General features: G+C 71.0%; 14 protein-coding genes and 1 pseudogene. 7 read left to right on the top strand and 8 right to left on the bottom strand.

Annotated elements, in window-relative coordinates; all coding sequences use genetic code 11:
• Window positions 1-119: 119 nt before the first annotated feature.
• The 4 genes from G6028_RS15065 to nirD all read left to right on the top strand — a co-directional run bounded on the left by G6028_RS15065 (window position 120) and on the right by nirD (window position 5613).
• Entirely contained in the window at window positions 120-1787 is a 1668-nt protein-coding gene (locus G6028_RS15065) for a DNA repair helicase XPB (protein WP_179524654.1), read from the top strand.
• Between the two features lie 57 nt (window positions 1788-1844).
• Window positions 1845-2531 carry a DUF3239 domain-containing protein gene (locus G6028_RS15060; protein ID WP_179524653.1) on the top strand — a complete coding sequence of 229 codons (687 nt, stop codon included), beginning with the start codon at window positions 1845-1847 and terminating at the stop codon, window positions 2529-2531.
• Between the two features lie 145 nt (window positions 2532-2676).
• Window positions 2677-5202 carry a nitrite reductase large subunit NirB gene (gene nirB, locus G6028_RS15055; RefSeq protein WP_182616220.1) on the top strand — a complete coding sequence of 842 codons (2526 nt, stop codon included), beginning with the start codon at window positions 2677-2679 and terminating at the stop codon, window positions 5200-5202.
• 30 nt (window positions 5203-5232) lie between these two features.
• A complete protein-coding gene (gene nirD, locus G6028_RS15050; protein ID WP_182609571.1) occupies window positions 5233-5613 on the top strand; it encodes a nitrite reductase small subunit NirD in 381 nt (126 codons plus the stop codon).
• A 177-nt stretch (window positions 5614-5790) separates the two neighbouring features.
• On the opposite strand, the gene G6028_RS15045 is transcribed toward nirD, so the two are convergent.
• From G6028_RS15045 to G6028_RS15030, 4 genes are all read right to left on the bottom strand, one after another.
• Complete coding sequence (locus G6028_RS15045; RefSeq protein ID WP_179524650.1) at window positions 5791-6921, bottom strand: uroporphyrinogen-III synthase; 1131 nt, start codon at window positions 6919-6921, stop codon at window positions 5791-5793.
• A 77-nt stretch (window positions 6922-6998) separates the two neighbouring features.
• The gene (locus G6028_RS15040) at window positions 6999-8429 is read right to left on the bottom strand and encodes an FAD-dependent oxidoreductase (RefSeq protein WP_182659361.1); all 1431 of its coding nucleotides are present in this window, start codon (window positions 8427-8429) and stop codon (window positions 6999-7001) included.
• The gene (locus tag G6028_RS15035) at window positions 8429-10543 is read right to left on the bottom strand and encodes a molybdopterin oxidoreductase family protein (protein ID WP_182659360.1); all 2115 of its coding nucleotides are present in this window, start codon (window positions 10541-10543) and stop codon (window positions 8429-8431) included. Before G6028_RS15035 ends, G6028_RS15040 begins: the two co-directional genes overlap by 1 nt.
• Window positions 10544-10578: 35 nt before the next feature.
• Window positions 10579-11991: a nitrate/nitrite transporter gene (locus G6028_RS15030; RefSeq protein WP_179524648.1), complete on the bottom strand. Its 1413-nt coding sequence runs from the start codon at window positions 11989-11991 to the stop codon at window positions 10579-10581.
• A gap of 171 nt (window positions 11992-12162) precedes the next feature.
• Here G6028_RS15030 and G6028_RS15025 point away from each other — a divergent pair, with 171 nt between their 5' ends.
• The gene (locus tag G6028_RS15025; protein WP_182659359.1) at window positions 12163-12729 is read left to right on the top strand and encodes a hypothetical protein; all 567 of its coding nucleotides are present in this window, start codon (window positions 12163-12165) and stop codon (window positions 12727-12729) included.
• A 43-nt stretch (window positions 12730-12772) separates the two neighbouring features.
• Complete coding sequence (locus G6028_RS15020; RefSeq protein ID WP_179524646.1) at window positions 12773-13924, top strand: MalY/PatB family protein; 1152 nt, start codon at window positions 12773-12775, stop codon at window positions 13922-13924.
• A gap of 41 nt (window positions 13925-13965) precedes the next feature.
• Here the strand turns inward: G6028_RS15020 and G6028_RS15015 are convergent, their stop codons facing one another.
• Window positions 13966-14442, bottom strand: a complete 477-nt coding sequence (locus tag G6028_RS15015; protein ID WP_259848311.1) for a MaoC/PaaZ C-terminal domain-containing protein — start codon at window positions 14440-14442, stop codon at window positions 13966-13968.
• On the opposite strand from G6028_RS15015, the gene G6028_RS15010 reads away from it, so the two are divergent.
• Entirely contained in the window at window positions 14383-15273 is an 891-nt protein-coding gene (locus G6028_RS15010) for a biliverdin-producing heme oxygenase (RefSeq protein WP_338404243.1), read from the top strand. The two genes, G6028_RS15015 and G6028_RS15010, sit on opposite strands and share 60 nt — an antisense overlap.
• Before the next feature lie 76 nt (window positions 15274-15349).
• Here G6028_RS15010 and G6028_RS15005 read toward each other — a convergent pair whose 3' ends face one another.
• The 3 genes and pseudogenes from G6028_RS15005 to G6028_RS14995 form a co-directional block, all read right to left on the bottom strand.
• Window positions 15350-16741: a hypothetical protein gene (locus G6028_RS15005; RefSeq protein WP_182659357.1), complete on the bottom strand. Its 1392-nt coding sequence runs from the start codon at window positions 16739-16741 to the stop codon at window positions 15350-15352.
• A 1-nt stretch (window position 16742) separates the two neighbouring features.
• Window positions 16743-18212 carry a hypothetical protein gene (locus tag G6028_RS15000; protein ID WP_182659356.1) on the bottom strand — a complete coding sequence of 490 codons (1470 nt, stop codon included), beginning with the start codon at window positions 18210-18212 and terminating at the stop codon, window positions 16743-16745.
• A pseudogene (locus G6028_RS14995) lies at window positions 18209-18752 on the bottom strand (hypothetical protein); the annotation flags it as partial. The pseudogene G6028_RS14995 and the gene G6028_RS15000, both read right to left, overlap by 4 nt.

Genomic DNA, 18752 nt, shown 5'->3' with positions numbered 1-18752 from the left:
CGGTGGCCGATGTGGACCCCACCCGCTGACCCCACCCGCCGGCCCGACCCTCCGTCGCGATTTCCGGGACACTGGAGGGTCGGACCCACGCGGGCCCGCGAGAACCGAGGAGAACCGAAGTGAGTGGTGGACCGCTGATCGTCCAGTCGGACAAGACCGTGCTGCTGGAGATCGACCACGACCAGGCAGGCGACGCCCGGCAGGCCCTGGCCCCGTTCGCCGAACTCGAGCGCGCCCCCGAACACGTCCACACCTACCGGATCACGCCGCTCGCCCTGTGGAACGCGCGGGCCGCCGGTCACGACGCCGAGCAGGTCGTCGACGTGCTCGTCACCTACTCGCGCTTCCCCGTCCCACAGCCGCTCCTGGTCGACATCGCGGACACCATGGCCCGCTACGGCCGGCTGCAACTGGTCAAGAGCCCGGTCCACGGTCTCACCCTCATCTCTCTCGACGCCGCAGTGCTCGCCGAGGTCAGGCGACACAAGAAGATCGCCCCGATGCTCGGGGCGGAGATCGACGCCGACACCGTGATCGTCCACGCGTCCGAGCGCGGTCGGCTCAAGCAGGAGTTGCTGAAGGTGGGGTGGCCGGCCGAGGACCTGGCCGGGTACGTCGACGGCGAGGCGCATGAGATCTCCCTGTCCACCGAGTCCGAGCCCTGGGAGCTCCGCGACTACCAACAGATGGCCGCGGACTCCTTCTGGGCGGGCGGCTCCGGCGTCGTCGTCCTGCCCTGCGGGGCCGGCAAGACCATGGTCGGCGCGGCGGCGATGGCCCGCGCCAAGGCCACCACGCTCATCCTCGTGACCAACACCGTCGCCGGTCGGCAGTGGAAGCGCGAACTGCTCGCCCGGACCACGCTCACGGAGGACGAGATCGGCGAGTACTCGGGCGAACGCAAGGAGATCCGCCCGGTCACCATCGCCACGTATCAGGTCGTCACCCGCAAGACCAAGGGCGTGCACCGGGCGCTGGAGCTCTTCGACTCCCGGGACTGGGGACTGATGATCTACGACGAGGTGCACCTGCTCCCGGCACCGGTCTTCCGGATGACCGCGGACCTGCAGTCGCGTCGCCGTCTCGGGCTCACCGCCACGCTGGTCCGTGAGGACGGCCGGGAGGGTGACGTGTTCTCCCTCATCGGCCCCAAGCGCTACGACGCCCCCTGGAAGGACATCGAGGCGCAGGGGTGGATCGCCCCGGCCGACTGCGTGGAGGTCCGCGTGACGCTGACCGAGAACGAGCGGATGATGTACGCCACCGCCGAGGCCGAGGACAAGTACAAGTTGTGCTCGACCGCCCGCACCAAGATCGCGGTGGTGAAGCAGATCCTGGCCAGGCACTCCGGTGCCCCGACGCTGGTGATCGGCGCCTATCTGGACCAGCTGGAGGAACTGGGGGTCGAGCTGGACGCCCCGGTGATCCAGGGTTCCACCTCCAACAAGGAGCGGGAGAAGCTCTTCAACGCCTTCCGCGCCGGGGAGATCTCCACCCTGGTGGTGTCCAAGGTCGCCAACTTCTCGATCGACCTACCGGAGGCGAGCGTCGCCGTGCAGGTCTCCGGGACCTTCGGCTCCCGGCAGGAGGAGGCCCAGCGGCTCGGGCGACTCCTGCGCCCCAAGAAGGACGGCGGACAGGCGCACTTCTACTCCGTGGTCTCCCGGGACACCCTCGACGCGGAGTACGCCGCCCACCGCCAGCGGTTCCTCGCCGAGCAGGGCTACGCCTACCGGATCACCGACGCCGACGACCTGCTCGGCCCGGAGCTGCCCGGGATCGGCTGAGCACACGGCCCGCCCTGGGCGTCCCACCCTCGCCGTGGCGCCTGGGATACTGGGTCCATGGCCTCCGATCGCACCTCCCGCGCCCCTCACGAGCAGTACCGCCTCGCCGACTTCCCCGTGGACGACGCCTGGGTCCGGAAGAACAACGAGAGCCTGGCCGAGGTGCGTCGTCTGCAGTGGTCCGCCGGGATCCTCGGGGTCGTCGTCCTCGCCGCCGGGACCGGGATGCTGCTCTACTCGGGCCTCGAACCGTGGGGCTGGATCATCGCCGCGCTGGCCGGCGTCTTCGCGATCGGGTGCCTGGCCATGATCGGGTACATCCCCCGGAAGATGGGATCCATGGCGCACACCTACGCCACCTCCGAACTCGTCCCGGCGATCGTCGCCGAGGTGCGACCGCGTGGGCTCACCCTGCTGGCCCTGGTCGACCGCGCCGTCGACCGGTCCGCGGGCTCGCTCCCCGCTCTGGCCGTCCGCAGCTGTGAGAAGATCCCGGGCCACGACGTCCGCGTGGGCACGCGGGTCCCCTGCGTCGCCGTGGTGGGCAACCGCAGCGCCCGCGGAGGTGACAACCTCTACCAGTTCATCTCCCCCATGCCCGTCGCCTGGGCCACCCCGGACGCCGCCGTGCTGCGGAGGCTGACCAAGGAGATCCCGGCCGGCGAGTGGGAGACCCTGCGCCAGAACCTCGACCGGGTCGGAGAGGTGTCGGCGTCTCCGGCCAACCTCGTGCCACTCGACTGAGAGCCCTCCCACCGCTCGACACCGTGGGCCTCACCCGACGCTCCTCCACCTGTGAGCAAGTCGTCACGGCACCGTGATCCGCCGCCACTGCGCGGAAACACGCGCTTTCTAGCCTGGTCGGCACAGGCTAGAAGGAGGTCTCCACATGACCGAGCACATCGTCGTCGTCGGACACGGAATGGTCGCCCACCGGTTCGTCTCCACCCTCGCGTCCCGGTGGGCCACCGCCGATCTCACCGTCACGGTGATCGGCGAGGAGACGGACCCGGCGTACGACCGCGTCGGCCTCTCCTCCTACGTCGGGGCGTGGGACCGCGAGTCGCTCCACCTCGAGGACGCCCGGCACGGCGCCGATCCGCGGGTGACCGTGCGATCGGGTCACCTGGTCACCGCGATCGACCGCGAGGCCGGGGAGGTCGAACTCTCGTCGGGCGAGCGGATCGCCTACGACACGCTGGTCCTGGCGACCGGCTCGCGGGCGTTCGTCCCACCGGTGCCCGGCCATGACCTCCCGGGATGTCACGTCTACCGCACCCTCGACGATCTCGACGGGATCCGCGCGGCCGCCGAACGCGCCGGGTCGGGCTCCCACGGCGTCGTGATCGGCGGTGGGTTGCTCGGCCTCGAGGCGGCCAACGCGGTGAGCCTGCTCGGGCTCACGCCGCACGTGGTCGAACGCAACGACCGGCTCATGCCACTGCAGGTGGACGCCGGTGGCGGCCATGTCCTGGCGTCTCTGATCCGTGAACTGGGGATCGAGATCCACCTCTCGGTGACCGGCACGGAGATCGCCGAGACGCCCGACGGGCTGACCGTCCGACTCACCGACGACGAGGGGGTCACCACGGTCGTCGACGCCGCCTTCGTGGTGTTCTCGGCGGGCGTCCGCCCGAGGGACGAACTCGCGCGGCTCTCCGGTCTGGACACCGCCGAGCGGGGCGGCATCCTCACCGACCTCGCGTGCCGGACCTCGGACCCGAACATCTACGCGATCGGCGAGTGCGCTGCCATCGACGGCACCTGCTACGGGCTCGTCGGTCCCGGGTACACCTCCGCCGAGGTGGCCGCGGCCACGATCCTCAGCGGCGAGGGGGAGTTCACCGGGGCCGACCTGTCCACCAAACTCAAGCTCCTCGGGGTGGACATGGCGAGTTTCGGCGACGCGCACGGCGTCACGCCCGGTTGCCTCGAGGTGGTGGTCAACGATCCCGTCGCGGGGACCTACTCCAAGCTGGTCATGAGCGACGACGCCCAGACCCTCCTGGGTGGGGTGTTCGTCGGCGATTCCGGGCCGTACTCGCTGCTCAAGCCACTCGTCGGCCGCACGCTGCCGTCCCCCGACCCGATCTCGCTCATCTCCCGCTCCACCGGTAACGATCCCGGGGTCGGGGTGGAGGCGCTCCCCGACGAGGCGCAGATCTGCTCGTGCAACGCCGTCACCAAGGGCGACGTCCGCGAGGCCATCTGCGGCGGCGCCTGCGACGTGGCCGACCTCAAGTCGTGCACCCGGGCCGGCACCTCGTGCGGCTCGTGTATCCCCCTGCTCAAGCAGGTCCTCGAAGCGGAGGGGGTCGAGCAGTCGACGGCGCTGTGTGAGCACTTCGAGCAGTCCCGGTCGGAGCTCTTCGAGATCGTCACGGTCACCGGGATCCGGACCTTCTCCGGTCTGATCGAGCGCTTCGGCCACGGGTCCGGCTGCGACATCTGCAAGCCCACCGTCGCGTCCATCCTGGCCTCCACCAGTTCCGACCACGTCCTCGACGGGGAACAGGCCGCACTGCAGGACACCAACGACCACTTCCTCGCCAACATCCAGAAGAACGGCACCTATTCGGTGGTGCCCCGGATGCCGGGCGGCGAGGTGTCCGCGGAGCAACTCATCGTGATCGGTGAGATCGCGCGTGATCACGACCTGTACGTCAAGGTGACCGGCGGTCAGCGCATCGACATGTTCGGTGCGCGCGTCGAGGAACTGCCGGTGATCTGGAAGCGGCTCGTGGACGCCGGCATGGAGTCGGGGCACGCCTACGGCAAGTCGCTGCGCACGGTCAAGAGCTGTGTGGGCACCTCGTGGTGCCGCTACGGACAGCAGGACTCGGTCGGGATGGCGGTGCTGATGGAGAACCGCTACCGCGGACTGCGCGCGCCCCACAAGATCAAGATGGCGGTCTCGGGGTGTGCGCGCGAATGCGCGGAGGCCCGCGGCAAGGACGTCGGCGTGATCGCCACCGAGACCGGCTGGAACCTGTACGTCGGCGGCAACGGGGGCGCGACGCCCAGGCACGCGCAACTGCTCGTCGGTGACCTGACCGACGAGGAGCTGATCCGCTACATCGACCGCACGGTGATGTTCTACGTCCGGACGGCCGAGCGGCTCCAGCGGATGGCGCCCTGGCTCGAATCGCTGGACGGCGGCATCGACCACCTGCGCGAGGTGGTGTGCGACGACTCCCTCGACCTGGCCGCCGAGCTGGAGGGTCGGATGGAGGCCCACGTCGCGGGCTACGTGGACGAGTGGTCCGCGGTTCTGGACGACCCCGACAAGCTCGCCCGGTTCGTGTCCTTCGTCAACGCGCCCGAGTCCCCGGACCCCACCGTCGAGTTCGAGGAGAAGGACGGCCGCAAGGTCCCGGTCCTCCTCGGCTCCCCCGCGATGCCCGCACGAGTCTGACCCAACCCGAACCCCCGAAAGGACACCGTCATGACCGCACTCCTGTCCCCCACCGAGATCGAGGTCTGCCCCCTCGAGCGGCTCATCCCGGGGCGGGGCGTCGCCGCCCTGCTGCCCGACGGCCGACAGATCGCCGTCTACCTCCTGGACGACGGCAGTGTCCACGCCCTGTGCAACATCGACCCGATCGCCCGGGCCGCCGTGATGAGCCGTGGTCTCGTCGGCGACCGCGGGGGGGTCCCCGTGGCCATCTCCCCCATCGGCAAGCAGGCCTACGCCTTGGAGGACGGGCGCGGGGTCGACGACGAGTCGTACGGACTGTCCGTGTTCCCGGCCAGGGTCGTCGACGGCACCGTCCTGGTCTCCACCGAGGCCGCGATCCGGCACCAGGGGAGCCGGCTCGCCGCGTAGCCGGGCGCACCGGATCGCCGCACGGAGGCGGCACCGCCGGAACCCACGAGAGACGTCAGGCGCCACCGCGTGGATCCACGTGGTGGCGCCTGACGTCGTGTCGCGTGCGCCAGGGAAGCCGCCTGACGAGCGGGGCCCCTCGACCGCGGGGCCGCAGACCGTGAGCCAGACCGTCAGCTAGACCGTGAGCCGGTACCCGCGTTTGACCACTGTGGTCACGAGTCCGGGGTCCCCGAGTGCCCTGCGGAGGCGGCCCATCGCCGTCTCCACGGCGTGCGGGTCGGCGCCGTCGCCGGGCAGCACGGCGAGGAGTTCCTCCCGGCTCACGCACTTGCCCGGCCGGTCCGCCATCGCACGCAGCAGTGCCAGCGGCGCCGGCGAGAGCTCGATGGGCCGACCGTCCATCAGGACCGCGGCCGCACACACGGTGAGTTCGTGGCCGGCCACCGTGACGGGCCGGGACCGCGCCACCAGCTCGTCGGTGACGTGCCGCATGAGCGCACCGAGGCGCATCCGGTCCGGCATCGACACGGGTACACCGAGGTCGACCAGCGGTTCGGCGGTCACCGGTCCCACACAGAGGGCGGCGACCGGACCGGACAGGGCGTCCAGCACGTCGTCGTGGATCCCCATCAGGTCGGCCCGCTCGAGCATCGACACCACGGCCGGGGCGGCGGTGAACGTCACCCCGTCGACGCCAGCCCGGGCGACGGTCCGGACGAGGTCGTCGAACGCCTCCAGGTCCTCGGGGAGCTCCCAGCGGTAGATCGGCACCACGATCACCTCGGCCCCCGCCGCGCGGAGCCCCTCCACCAGGGGGGCCATGGGATTCCAGTCCGAGCTCGCACCCTGGAGCTGCACGGCCACGGTGAGGCCGTCGACCCCGCGCTCCAGCAGCATCTCCAACAGTTCGGGGGTCGCCTCGCTCGCCGCCGACGCGTGTTCGCGCAGACCGGCGGCCCGGAGCGCCCCGGTGACCTTGGGCCCGCGCGAGTACAGCGGCACCCGTTCCATGAGGGCGTGCAGGTCCCGGGAGTAACCCCACTCCTCGCACACCTGCGTCCACCACCGGACTCCGGTCGCCGTGGTGAGGACCATGAGGTCGGCGGGAGCAGCGAGCACCTGGGCGGTGGCCGAGCGGACGAGTTCGTCCTCGGCCACGGGGATCATGCGGATCGCCGGCGCGTGGAGGACCGCCGCACCCCGGCGTTCGAGCAGAACCTTCTGTTCCGACGCCCGACGCGCAGCCGTCACCGCGACCGTGCGGCCCAGCAGTGGTAAGTCGTCGTTGGTGGTCACGATGTCCATCCTGCCGCAGTCGTGTGTCGTCCATGTTTCCCCGCCGTCGAGGCGGGGGGTGGGCGGATCACCGGGAAAGGGGTCGGTCACGCGCAGTCACGCAACCAACCGCAGATGCCGTCCACGGCGGCGGTGCACCCGCCGCAGCCGGTCCCGGCGCGGGTCCGCGTCGCCATCGCCGCCGCGTCCCGGTCACCCTCGGACCAGGCGTGGACGAGGTCGGCCTTGCTCACCCCGTTGCACCGGCAGACCACGGCCGCGGCGGGCATGGTCGACGGGGTGTCGGCGGTCGCGGCGCCGGCCCGGCCGAGCACCACGGACAGCACGTCGTCGGGGACGGGCAGGGCGTGTTCGTAGAGCTGGGTGAGGAAGCCCACGGGCTCGGGATGGCCCACGAGTACGGCGCCGGTGACCCGGGCGTCCACCACGTCCACCCGCGCGTACCGCCCGCGGGAGGGTTCGCAGACCATGGTCACCTCGACCCCCGGGTCGTGGACGTCCTCGGTGAGCTCCCCGAGCGAGACGACGTCGACCCCGAACGCCTTCAGCCTGGTGACCGCGACGCCGCCGAGGTACCGCGAGCCGGGGTCCGCGCCCGTGATCCGGGCGGACACCACGCCGGCCTGATCCCAGGCGGGACCGACCAGTCCGGTCACGCACCCGCGGTGTTCGGCGCAGTCGCCGATCGCGCTGATGGCCGGGTCACAGGTCCGGAGGGTGTCGTCGACGACGATCCCCCGGCCGACCTCCAGGCCGGCGGCCTCGGCCAGCCGGGTGCGCGGGCTGGTGCCGGCCGAGAGGACGACGGTCCGACACTCGATCCCGGTGCCGTCGTCGAGCCCCAGTGCGGTGCCGTCCCATCGCGCGGCCCGCGCACCGGTCACCACCCGGACGCCGAGCTCGTCCAGCGCGCGGATGAGCACGCGCCCGCCGCCGGAGTCCAGGTGGGAGTCCATCGGCCAGGCCCGGGGGTGGACGACGACGACATCGCGGCCCGACCGCGCCAGTGCGCAGGCCACCTCGAGACCGATGAAGCCGCCGCCCACCAGGGCGACCCGACCGGGGTGTTCCTCGAGGTGGGCGGTGAGTCCCCGGCAGTCCGAGGCGTCGCGGAGCGGGAACACTCCCGCGGCGAGCGCCCCGTCCGTGCCACGGACCCCGTCGATCGGCGGGATGGTGGCCTCGGAGCCGGTCGCCAGCACCAGGTGGTCGTAGGGGACGCGCTCGCCGTCGGCGAGCTCGACCTCCCGGGCCACCCGGTCTATCCCCTGCACCGAGGCGGACGTGCGCATCTCGATGTGGTTGCGGTCCCACCACCCGGTGGGCTTGAGCCGGGTGGATCCCGGGTCCCCCATCCCCCCGGCCACCACGTGCGAGAGCATGATCCGGTTGTACGGCGCCTCGGGTTCGGCGCCGAGGACGGTCACAGACATCGTCTCGGGATCCGGTTCGGCGCGCCGCAGCTCCTCGGCGAGCCGGGCACCGGACATCCCCGCCCCCACCACCACCACCCGCATCACGCGGCCTCCAACCGGACCGCGCACGCCTTGAACTGCGGCATGCGGCTGTAGGGGTCGAGTTCGGGCAGGGTCACCAGGTTCGCGCGGGCGGCCCCGGAGTAGTGGAACGGCAGGAACAGGGTGTCGGTCCGCATGTCCTCGTCGCACCGCACGAGCGCTTCGACCGCCCCGCGGCGGGACACCACCCGGGCGCGTCCGCCGTCGTCGAGCCCCACGGCCCGCGCGACGACCGGGTGCACCTGGACCCACATCTCGGGGTCGGCCGAGAGCAGCTCCGGCACCCGCCGCGTCTGGGCACCGGACTGGTAGTGCGAGAGCACGCGTCCGGTGGTGCCCAGCAGCGGGTAGTCCGCGCAGGTGTCCTCCGCGGGTGGGTCCACGGCGGCCACGGCGAAGCGGGCCCGGCCGTCCTCGGTGGCGAAACGGTCGAGGAACATGCGCGGTGTCCCGGCCGGGGTGTCGGCGCCGCACGGCCAGAACAGTGCCTCTCCGGCGTCGAGGCGGTCCCAGTCCATGGCCGAGTAGTCCGCCTTGCCCCCGGCGGAGGCGCGCGCCAACTCGTCGAACACCACCCGCGGGTCGGTCGGGAACCGATCAGGCCGCCGCCCGAGTCGGCGTGCGAGCTCGTTCCAGATCCACAGTTCGTCGCGGGCGCCCTCCGGCGGGGTGACCGAGCGGCGTCGACGCAGCACCCGGCCCTCGAGGTTGGTCAGCGTGCCCTCCTCCTCGGCCCACTGCGGGACCGGGAGGACGACGTCGGCGAGTTCGGCGGTCTCGGAGAGGACGAAGTCGGCCACCACGAGGGTGTCCAGCGATCGGAGCCGGGACGTGACCCGGTCGGCGTCGGGCGCGGAGACCACGGGGTTCGAGGCGTGGAGCAGCATCGCCGTGGGCCCACCGGGCTGCCCGAGCGCGTCCAGGAGCTCGAAGGCCGAGAGCCCGGGCCCGGGGATCTCCTCGGGCCCCACGCCCCAGACCGCGGCGACGTGCGCGCGGGCGGCCGGATCGGTGATCATCCGGTAGCCGGGGAGTTGATCGGCCTTCTGCCCGTGCTCCCGGCCTCCCTGCCCGTTCCCCTGGCCGGTGAGGGTGCCGTAGCCCGTGCCGGTCCGGCCCGGCAGGCCCAGTGCCAGCGCGAGGGCGATCACGGCTCCGACGGTGTCGGTCCCCCGTGAGTGTTGTTCGGCACCGCGGGCGGTGAGGACGTAGGCACCGGTGCCCGCGTCACGAGAGCCCGCCAGCAGTTCCACCGTGCGTTCGAGTTGGTCGGCCGAGACACCGGTGACGCGTTCGGTGCGGTCGGGCATCCAGTCCGCCGCGATCGCCCACGCGTCCTCGAAACCCGACGTCCGGGTGGAGACGTACTCGGTGTCCAGGTGTCCGCCCACCACGGCGACGTGCAGGAGCCCCAGGGCCAGCGCCGAATCCGTGCCCGGCCGCAGCCTCAGATGGATCCCACCGCCGTCGACGGCCCGGTGCGCGGTCGCGCTGAGGCGCGGGTCCGCCACCACCATGCCGCCGGCCGCCGCGGCCGTGTCGAGGTGCTGGACGAACGGGGGCATGGTGTCGGCGGGGTTGGCACCGATGAGCAGCACCGCCCGGGCGTCGTCGAGGTCGGTCACGGGGAACGGCAACCCCCGGTCCAGCCCGAAACTCCGGTTCGCCCCGGCCGCCGCACTCGACATGCACCAGCGGCCGTTGTAGTCCACGAGTCTGCTCCCCAGCGCGAGGCGGGTGAACTTGCCCAGTGTGTAGGCCTTCTCGTTGGTCAGGCCACCCCCGCCGAAGACCGCCACGGCGTCGGGGCCTCCCGAGGCCTGCGCCCGCCGGATGCCGTCGCTGACCCGGGTCAACGCGGTGTCCCAGTCGGTCGGCCGCAGGTGCCCGTCCACCCGGATCAGCGGCGTGGTGAGCCGATCCGGGTGGTCGAGCAACCCTGCCGACGTCCACCCCTTCCGGCACAACCCGCCCCTGTTGGTGGGGAACTGCTCCGGGGTGATCGTCGCCGGTCCGTCACCGGCGGACGGCGTCACCGACATCGCGCACTGGAGTGCGCAGTACGGGCAGTGGGTGTGTGTCGGCGGGCCGGTCGTCGTCAACGCGTGCACCATGTGTCCTCTTCGTCTCGATCGTCGACCGAGGCCGGTCAGGCCTCGGCGCCCACGGGGACCCGGGGCTCGGTGGGTGCCGCGGCGACCGCGTCGACCCCGGCGGAGGCCCGCATGTAGACGACGCGCGTGACGATCGCCGCCACCACGTAGAACACCATGAACACGAGGAACGCCGACGTGGCCGCACCGGAGGACTGGTAGGAGGTGCGCAGGGTCATGTTGATGAGGAAGCCGCCGAAGGCCCCGACCGCGCCGGCGACCCCGATGAGCGCCCCGGCGTGGGCCCGCGACCAGGACGTCCGCGCGGCCTCGTCCAGTCCGAGTGTGTGGCTGCGCGCCTCGAAGACCGACGGGATCATCTTGTACACCGAGGCGTTGCCCACCCCGGTGAGCCCGAAGAGCGTGAGGAAGGCGGCGAAGAACAGGACGAGGGCGCCACCGGCGAGCCGGCCGTCGTTCGACGCCTGGATGTTCGAGGTCACCACGAGCGCGACGGTGGTGACCGCCATCCCGCAGAAGGTCACGAAGGTCACCCGGGCTCCCCCGAAACGGTCGGAGATCCGTCCACCGGCCATGCGGGTGAGTGAGCCCAGCAGTGGTCCGAGGAAGGTGATCTGTGCCGCGTGCAGGGCCGCCTGGGCCGGCTCCTGGCCGTTGCCGGTGAAGGTCATGGTGAGCATCTGACCGAACGCGAAGGCGAATCCGATGAAGGATCCGAAGGTGCCGATGTACAGCAGCGACAACACCCATCCGTCCTTGTCGCGGGCCATGTCCTTCATGCTCTGCACATCCACCGTCTGGTGCGCGAGGTTGTCCATCTTCAGCGCGGCGCCGATCCCCGCGACGACGAGCAGGACGATGTAGACGCCGATCACCCAGTGCGGTGACCGGTTGCCGGCCAGTGCGATCACGATGAGCCCCACGACCTGGATCGTGGCCACGCCCAGGTTGCCCCCACCCGCGTTGAGGCCGAGGGCCCAGCCCTTCTCCCGCTGGGGGAAGAAGGCGTTGATGTTGGTCATGGACGACGCGAAGTTGGCGCCGCCGAGTCCGGCGATCGCGCCCACGACGAGGTACATCCAGAGCGGTTGGCCCGGGTTCGCCATGATCCACAGCATCCCGACCGCGGGGATGAGCAGGACGAAGGCCGAGAACATGGTCCAGTTGCGGCCGCCGAAGGTGGCGGTCGCGAGCGTGTACGGGATGCGCAGGAAGGCGCCGGTCAGCGTGACCACCGCGGAGACGAGGAACTTGTCGGGTGCGTCCAGTCCGTAGACGTCCTGGGGCATGAACAACACCATGACGGCGAACAGGGTCCACACGGAGAACCCGACGTGCTCGGCGAAGACCGACCAGTAGAGGTTGCGCATGGCGGTCTTCCTGCCGCCCGACTTCCACTGCGCGTCGTCCTCCGGATCCCAGTTCTCTATGACATGTGAGCGCGACATGAGGTCGACCCCCTCTCTCTCGTGACGTGGACACCCCCTCGGTGTCCTTGCGAACTGACCGTATGCACGCCCTGTTTCCCCGGCGCTACCCGGTATGACGTGATGGTCACGGTGTCCTCACGCCGGACGCAACCCGCCGTGAGGGGTCTGCCACCGTGGTGGACTGGGGTCATGTCACCCCGGTTCACACCCCGCGCCCTCGGCGCCGTCGTCACCGCCGCCGCCCTCGCCACGGGCCTCGCGCCCGCGGCATCCGCCCAGCCCACCGAGGCGTGGCGGGCGTCGTTCGTCCCTGGTCACGGCGTCGAACTGGCGCCCGGGCAGACCATCACCCCGGACCAGCCGGCGTTCTGGATGATCGGCGACCGGGTCCGACTGCTCTCACCGCACGGGTCCTCTCGCCCGCTGTTCTGCACGAACGACCGCGGCCACCCGTACGGGCGGTGTTGGCAGCTCGACCCGGACGGCGGCCTTGTGGAGCTGCGGCACAACAGCGTGGTCAACGACGTCTGGCACTCACTCTTCACGCAGACCGGGTCCACGACGTCGGCGTACACCGGCCTCTATGACCTCGCGCGGCGGATGGGCTGGATGACGACCTCCGGCGGGGTCTTCGTCCCCCCGCATTCCGGCGGCAGCCTCGCCGGCACCTATTCGACCACGATGCCGCTCTCCCCCCACGGTTCGAGTCCGGTGTGGGACGTGTGGGTGCATCCCGGGTACGTGCCCGGCAGCTGAGTAGCCTGGGGGTCCTGTGAACCCGGTCGAAAGGACCCCCGCCGTGCCGTTCCCCCTCGATGTCCCCGAGTCCGTCCTGCGCAGGCGCCGGAGCCAGAAGTGGGTGGCGTACCCGGAGGACGTCCTGCCGCTGTTCGTGGCGGAGACCGACGTCCTGCTGGCCCCGGCGATCCGGGAGCGTCTCGCCGCCGCCGTGGCCGACGGCGACACCGGGTACTTCGCGGAGATCGAGCGACTCGCCGGGGTGTGCGCCCGCTACTACTCCAGGTTCGGGTTCGACGTCCCGGAGGAGTCGGTGGTCCCCGTCAACGACGTCGGCGTGGGCGTCCGGGAATCACTCGCACGGATCCTGCCGGCCGGCAGCGGGGTGGTCTACACGCCGCCGGTCTACATGCCGTTCGGACCGTGGATCCGGCGCGTGGGGATGTCGCCCGTCGCGGTGCCACTGGTCGACCACGACGGCGAGGACCCGCGGCTGGACCTGGCGGGCATCGAGCGCGCCCTGGCCGACGGGGCCCGGGCCGTGCTGCTGAGCCACCCGCACAACCCCACGGGCGTCCTCCACTCCACGGCGGAGCTGGCCGGGCTCGCCGACCTGGCCGCCCGATACGACGCCGTGGTGGTCTCCGACGAGATCTGGGCGCCCCTGACCATGCCCGGGGTCCGGTTCTCCTCGTTCCTGGCCGCCTCCGACACCGCCCGCGAGGTGGGCCTGGCCATCTCGTCGGCGTCCAAGGCGTTCAACCTCGCCGGCCTCAAGTGCGCGTTCGTGATCAACGGCAACCCGGAACGATTCGAGGTGCGGCGCTCGGCACTGTCGGGCGCCGTGGGGCACTTCGGGGCGCTCGCCGCCGAGGCCGCGCTGACCGGGTCGCTGGACTGGCTGGAGAGCATGAACGCCGCACTGGCCGCGAACCTCGATCTGATGGACCGGCTCATGGCCGAGCATCTCCCCCGCGCCCGGTGGCGGCGGCCCGACGCCGGGTTCGTGGCGTGGCTGGACCTGCGCTCCTATCCCGGCCTCGGCGACGACCCCGCCGCGGCGTTCCTCGACGACGGCCGCGTGGCGCTGAGCAACGGCCCCGCCTTCGGCTCCCAGGGCAAGGGGTTCGCGCGCGTGAACTTCGCGTGCTCGGAGGAGCTCCTCACCGAGGCCTTCACACGGATGGGCCGCGTCGCCGCGGAGCGTGGCTGAGCACGGGGCACCGCACACCCACCTCACCCGGCTCACCCCGACTACCCCGCCTCCTCCTCCCGGGGGCGGGTGGGCCCGTGTCCACGGCGCCACAGGAACACCGTCATCGTGGCGGTCAGCACCACGGCCGCGTCCTGGTTGCGCATCTCCAGATCCATCGTCACCCGAGCTCTGGTCTCGTCCGGACTCACCTCCGTCACGTGTACCGAGCCGGTCACCGTGTCCCCCGGCCGGACAGGGGCCGTGAAGCGGAGACGGTCGAACCCCCGTCCGGCGATCACCGCCCACCTCGAGTAGACCGACTCGACGCAGAGCCGCTGGAGGACAGCCAGTGTGTGGATCCCGCTGGCGATCACACCGCCGTGGTGGCCGCCCGCGGCCGCCACGGGATCCGTGTGGAACCACTGCGGATCCCACTGCTGCGCGAAACCGACGATCTCCTCCTCCGTGAGGGTGAGATGCCCGAGCTCGAGACGATCACCCGGAGTCAGCTCGTCGGCGGTGACGATGGTGTCCACCCGATATCCCCTTCCATTCGACGACCGGCCTCCCGGGTAATTCCGCGACATCCGGATGCTCGCCTTTTCGGTCGGCACATTCCCGTCCGATCACCCGGCATTGTTCACGTTACTCAACATCAATACCGGTATGGCTATCCCCTTATTGTTGCCGTACTCTCTTTAGGCATACCTAACAAGCCCGGAGGACAAATGGAGACGATCATTTCCGCACCCCTGTCGAGAGCATTACACGACTCGACGATGGCCGCGCACGAACAGGCGGAGAACGCCTCGTTCATCACCCGCCTGATGAACGGCGAGGGCACGCCGGAAGGTCTGGTGGCACTCCTGCGGCAGTCACTCCCCGTCTACGAGGCCCTCGAGGACGCCTGCCGCCGGGCCGGCACCGACCCACGCCTGTCGGCCATCCTCGATCCGCGCCTCGACCGGGCCGACGCCCTGCGTGCCGACCTGGAGTCGCACCGCGCCCAGGGGCGCACCTACGACCTCCTGGTCCCCGCCACCGAGGCCTACGTGGCCGAGCTGCACGCGTGTGCCACCGACCTCGCCGCCCTGATCGGGCACCACTACGTCCGCTACCTCGGCGACCTCTCGGGCGGGCAGATCATCAGGACGATGGTGCGCCGCCACTACGGCATCGAGACCGGTCTGAGCTTCTACGACTTCGACATCGCCAAGCCCAAGGTCTACAAGGACGACTACCGGGCCGCGCTCGACGCCCTCCCGCTGAGCGAGGCCGACCGCGGAGCCGCGCTGGCCGCCGCCACCCGGGCCTTCGAGCTCAACCACCGGATCTTCCTCGATCTGGAGGCCCAGGGCGTTCGCTGACCGCCCGGGCCACCCGACGAGAAGCGGCCCCGACACCCCGGGAGGGTGTCGGGGCCGCGCCCGTTCCGCGGGTGACCTACATCAGGCTGCCGAAGAGGTTCGTCATACCCGCGAGCGAACCGCCACCGACGTTTCCGGTGTCGTCATCGTCGTCGTCATCCCCACCGGTGGTGAAGGTGATCGGCGCGCTGAGCTCCCACGGCGCGTGGACCGCGCCGGAGGCCGCATAGGTGTAGATGCCGTAGCCGCCCGTCTCCGACTTCGCGTCGGCCGAGTCCTTCGAGACGGTGAGGGTGGTGGTGAAGCTGCCGTCGGGGCGCAGTTCGACGGCACCGGCGGCGGCGCCCCCGATGACGGCGTGGTTCTCCGCGGCGAGGACCCACTTCTGCTCGACCACCTTGCGCGCCGCCGAGGTCCCGCCCGCGGACGGCTTCCACGCGTCCTCGAACTTGCCGAACACCAGGTAGAACCCGGCGGGCTTTCCGGCCAGCGGCGGGCGGACACCCACCACGGACCGGTCGTCGAAGCCGGTGCCGGTGATGGTCACCTGGTGGCTGCCGTCCGCGGCGAGTGTGGTCTCGGAGAGCTGGATCTTCGGGGTCCCGACGGGCACCTGGGTCTCGTCCTCGGTCAGGTCGTAGGTGACCTGGAGGGGCAGCGGGCCCTTGAGATTCTGGTCTCCGCCACAGCCGGTGTTGTAGTAGTGCGGGTGCACTGACGCCGGCACGGCCGCCAGCCACTCGGGCGTCCACGCGCCCCAGACGTTCGGCGCGGTGCAGGTCCGGTCCTGGGTCCCACCGTTGTGCTGCACTCCCGCGTACCGGGGGGACAGGGTGATGGTGCCGTCCTGGGCCACCTGGGCGGCACCCGGCCCGAACGACAGGACGGTCGTGCGACCGGCGTTGACCTCGGGAGTGGGGTTGCCGTTCATGTCGTTCGCCGCGCCGATGGTGACATCGGCGTTGAGCGTTCCGGAACCGTCGGCGTTGACGGTCAGCTTCGGATCGGCCAGGGTCTCGTCGGGAGCGTTGAGATTCGCCGGGTAGGCGTTGAAGGTGATCTCGCCGTCCCAGTCGATGGTGACGGTGCCGTCCGTACCGCGGACGCCCTCACCGTCGGAGAACGTGATCGCGTTGGGGGTCGCCTGCTGGCCCCCGATCAGACTCACGGGCATCGAGGTGGCCGGGAACGCCGCAGGTGTGTATTCGGCCTGCGTTCCCCCCGAGACCGACCCCACGAGAGCCGACGCGTCACCCGAGGCGTCGAGGATCCGCCACGGCCCGAAGATGCCCTTCTGCGCGTATCCGCTGATGCCCCAGACGAACGAGGCGTCCGAGACGGTGCCCGGGGTGACGTCCTGCGCCTGGGCCGCGGGGGCGGCGACGACTCCGGCGAGCAACGCGAGCGTCGCCCCCAGCATCGTGCCCCGTCGGCCGGCGAGCGCGAGCCGGGATCGAGAAGTCTTCACATCAGTCCTTTCGTCGAACTGTCTGGTAGAACAGCACTGCCGCGAGCGCGAGCAATGCGGTCCCCACCCACCACTGCCATTGGTGGGTGGGGTCTCCGGCCTTCTGGGAGGCGGAAGTCTGGGCGTAGACCACGTCGGCGCCGTGGAGCGGCGAGTTGGCCGCCACCGGGATCGTCGCCTGGTCTGCGAGAGCGGTCGACGCCGCGGGCGCGGGGCCACCTGTGGAGGGACTCGCGGAGGACGCGGGGATCGAGGCGAGCGTGCCGCCCACGGTGCCGGCGGTCATCGGAGAGTTGGAGGTGTAGTACTCCTCGAAGTACTCCTCGAAGACCTCGTCGACGGGGACCCCCTTGGCGGCCGGGGATTCGGGCGACACGCCCGGGTCCGCCCCCTCCCGCGCCGCCCTCACCGCATCGGGCTGGAGCGGTTTCCACGCCTCGTCCATCCAGGCGGCCGCGGTGTCGGCGACGTCGTCGCCCGCAGCGCGGAGGACCTGTTCGACCGTGTTGTCGAGTACCTGCCCCACGATTCCTTTCGACCCACCCGAGCCTCCGGAATTCGGCATTTCCTCGGGGTCATCCGGATTCCAACTCACCGCTATCGGGAGGGCGGGTTTCGCGCTGTCGGAGGTCCCGGTGGAATACCAGAATCCTCCCGATCCGGCGTCAGCGGCAAAGTCGACGAATTCAGCGGGGAATGCTCCCCAGTCATTCCCGTCTCTCGTCTGGGGATTCTCTCCCGGCTTGGCGGAATAGGGCACGCGGAGGTATTCGGGGGTCACGGAGAAACCCTTTTTCCCACCCAGTTCCACGCGATTCCGGGGGAGGTTCGCGACGACGACGGTGCGCGACGGGATCGGGACCGACACCTCGGGGTTGTCCTGGGAACTCCGTCGCCCACCCAGGGTCGCGGTGACGGTCGCCTTCGTGGGCGTGACGGTGAGGACCGGGTCGGTGACGCTGAGGAACACCAGGCCCGAGTAGTAGAGGACCGAGGCGGTGCCCCTCCACTCGATCTCGGCGGTGCCCGCCCCTGCGTCGACCGTCCCGGTGCCGTTGCCGAAGACCATCTCGAGTCCGCTGTACCTGCTCGAGGCGGCGTCACGGATCGGCGTTCCCGACTGGTCGGTCTGCGTGCCGGCCCAGGTGGCGGCCGCCGTGGCCCCGGTCGCGGATCGCTTCTCGATCGTGACGTCGCCCGACGTGGCTCTCCACGTCTGTTCGGTGATCGTCGCCCCGGACCCGGCGAGCGCCGACGAGCTGTCCCCGGCGGAGAGGAAGTTGAGCCCGGGGCCGTGGCTGGGCCCGGCACTCTGTCTGCTGAGCCCCCATCGGAACTCCGCATCGGTCAACTCGACCTCGGAACCCTGTGCGTGCGCAGCCGGAGTGCCCAGGAGCACGCCGAAGGCGAGCACCAGTGTCAGCGCCAGGGCCGTTGCCCGGCGGTGGGTCGATCGCAGGTGACTGGTCATCGGGGCTCCTCGTGCTGGACGACGGTCGTGGGGTGGTGGTTCACGTCGTCCTCGTGGACGTCGTCGGGCCCGGCGGGCCCGTCGGGCCCGTCAGCACCGTCGGGTCCGTCGTCGCCGTCGGCCATGGAGAGGACTCTTCGCTTGACGGCGACCGCCGCGGTGACCGACAGGGCCAGGGCCGCGAGGGCGAGGAAGACCCACCCCGCCGACCCGCCGAGTCCGGCGGCCGATGCCGTCGGGGATATGTCCGTCCGCACCGGGAACCGCTCTGCGGCCTCCAACCCCGAGCCAGCGCCCGCCGCGCGGATCTCGTGGGTCCCCGAGGCGATGTCCTCCGGGAGCACGAGCACTCCCGCGACCTCGCCGTCGACTCCTGCGAGGACGGGGCCGACGGCGGCGTCACCCTCACCGAGCACCACGTAGACCTGCTCGCCGGGCCAGAATCCCGCTGCCGCGAAGCCCATGGCACCGCCGGGCCGGGCGGCCTTGCGGTCGACCTCGATCACCGCGGTCACCGCCGTCGTGGTCCCCCCGGTCGCC

The organism is Dietzia cercidiphylli (assembly GCF_014145145.1).
Classification (GTDB): Bacteria; Actinomycetota; Actinomycetes; order Mycobacteriales; family Mycobacteriaceae; genus Dietzia; species Dietzia natronolimnaea.
This window is presented reverse-complemented; position numbering and strand designations above follow the sequence as displayed.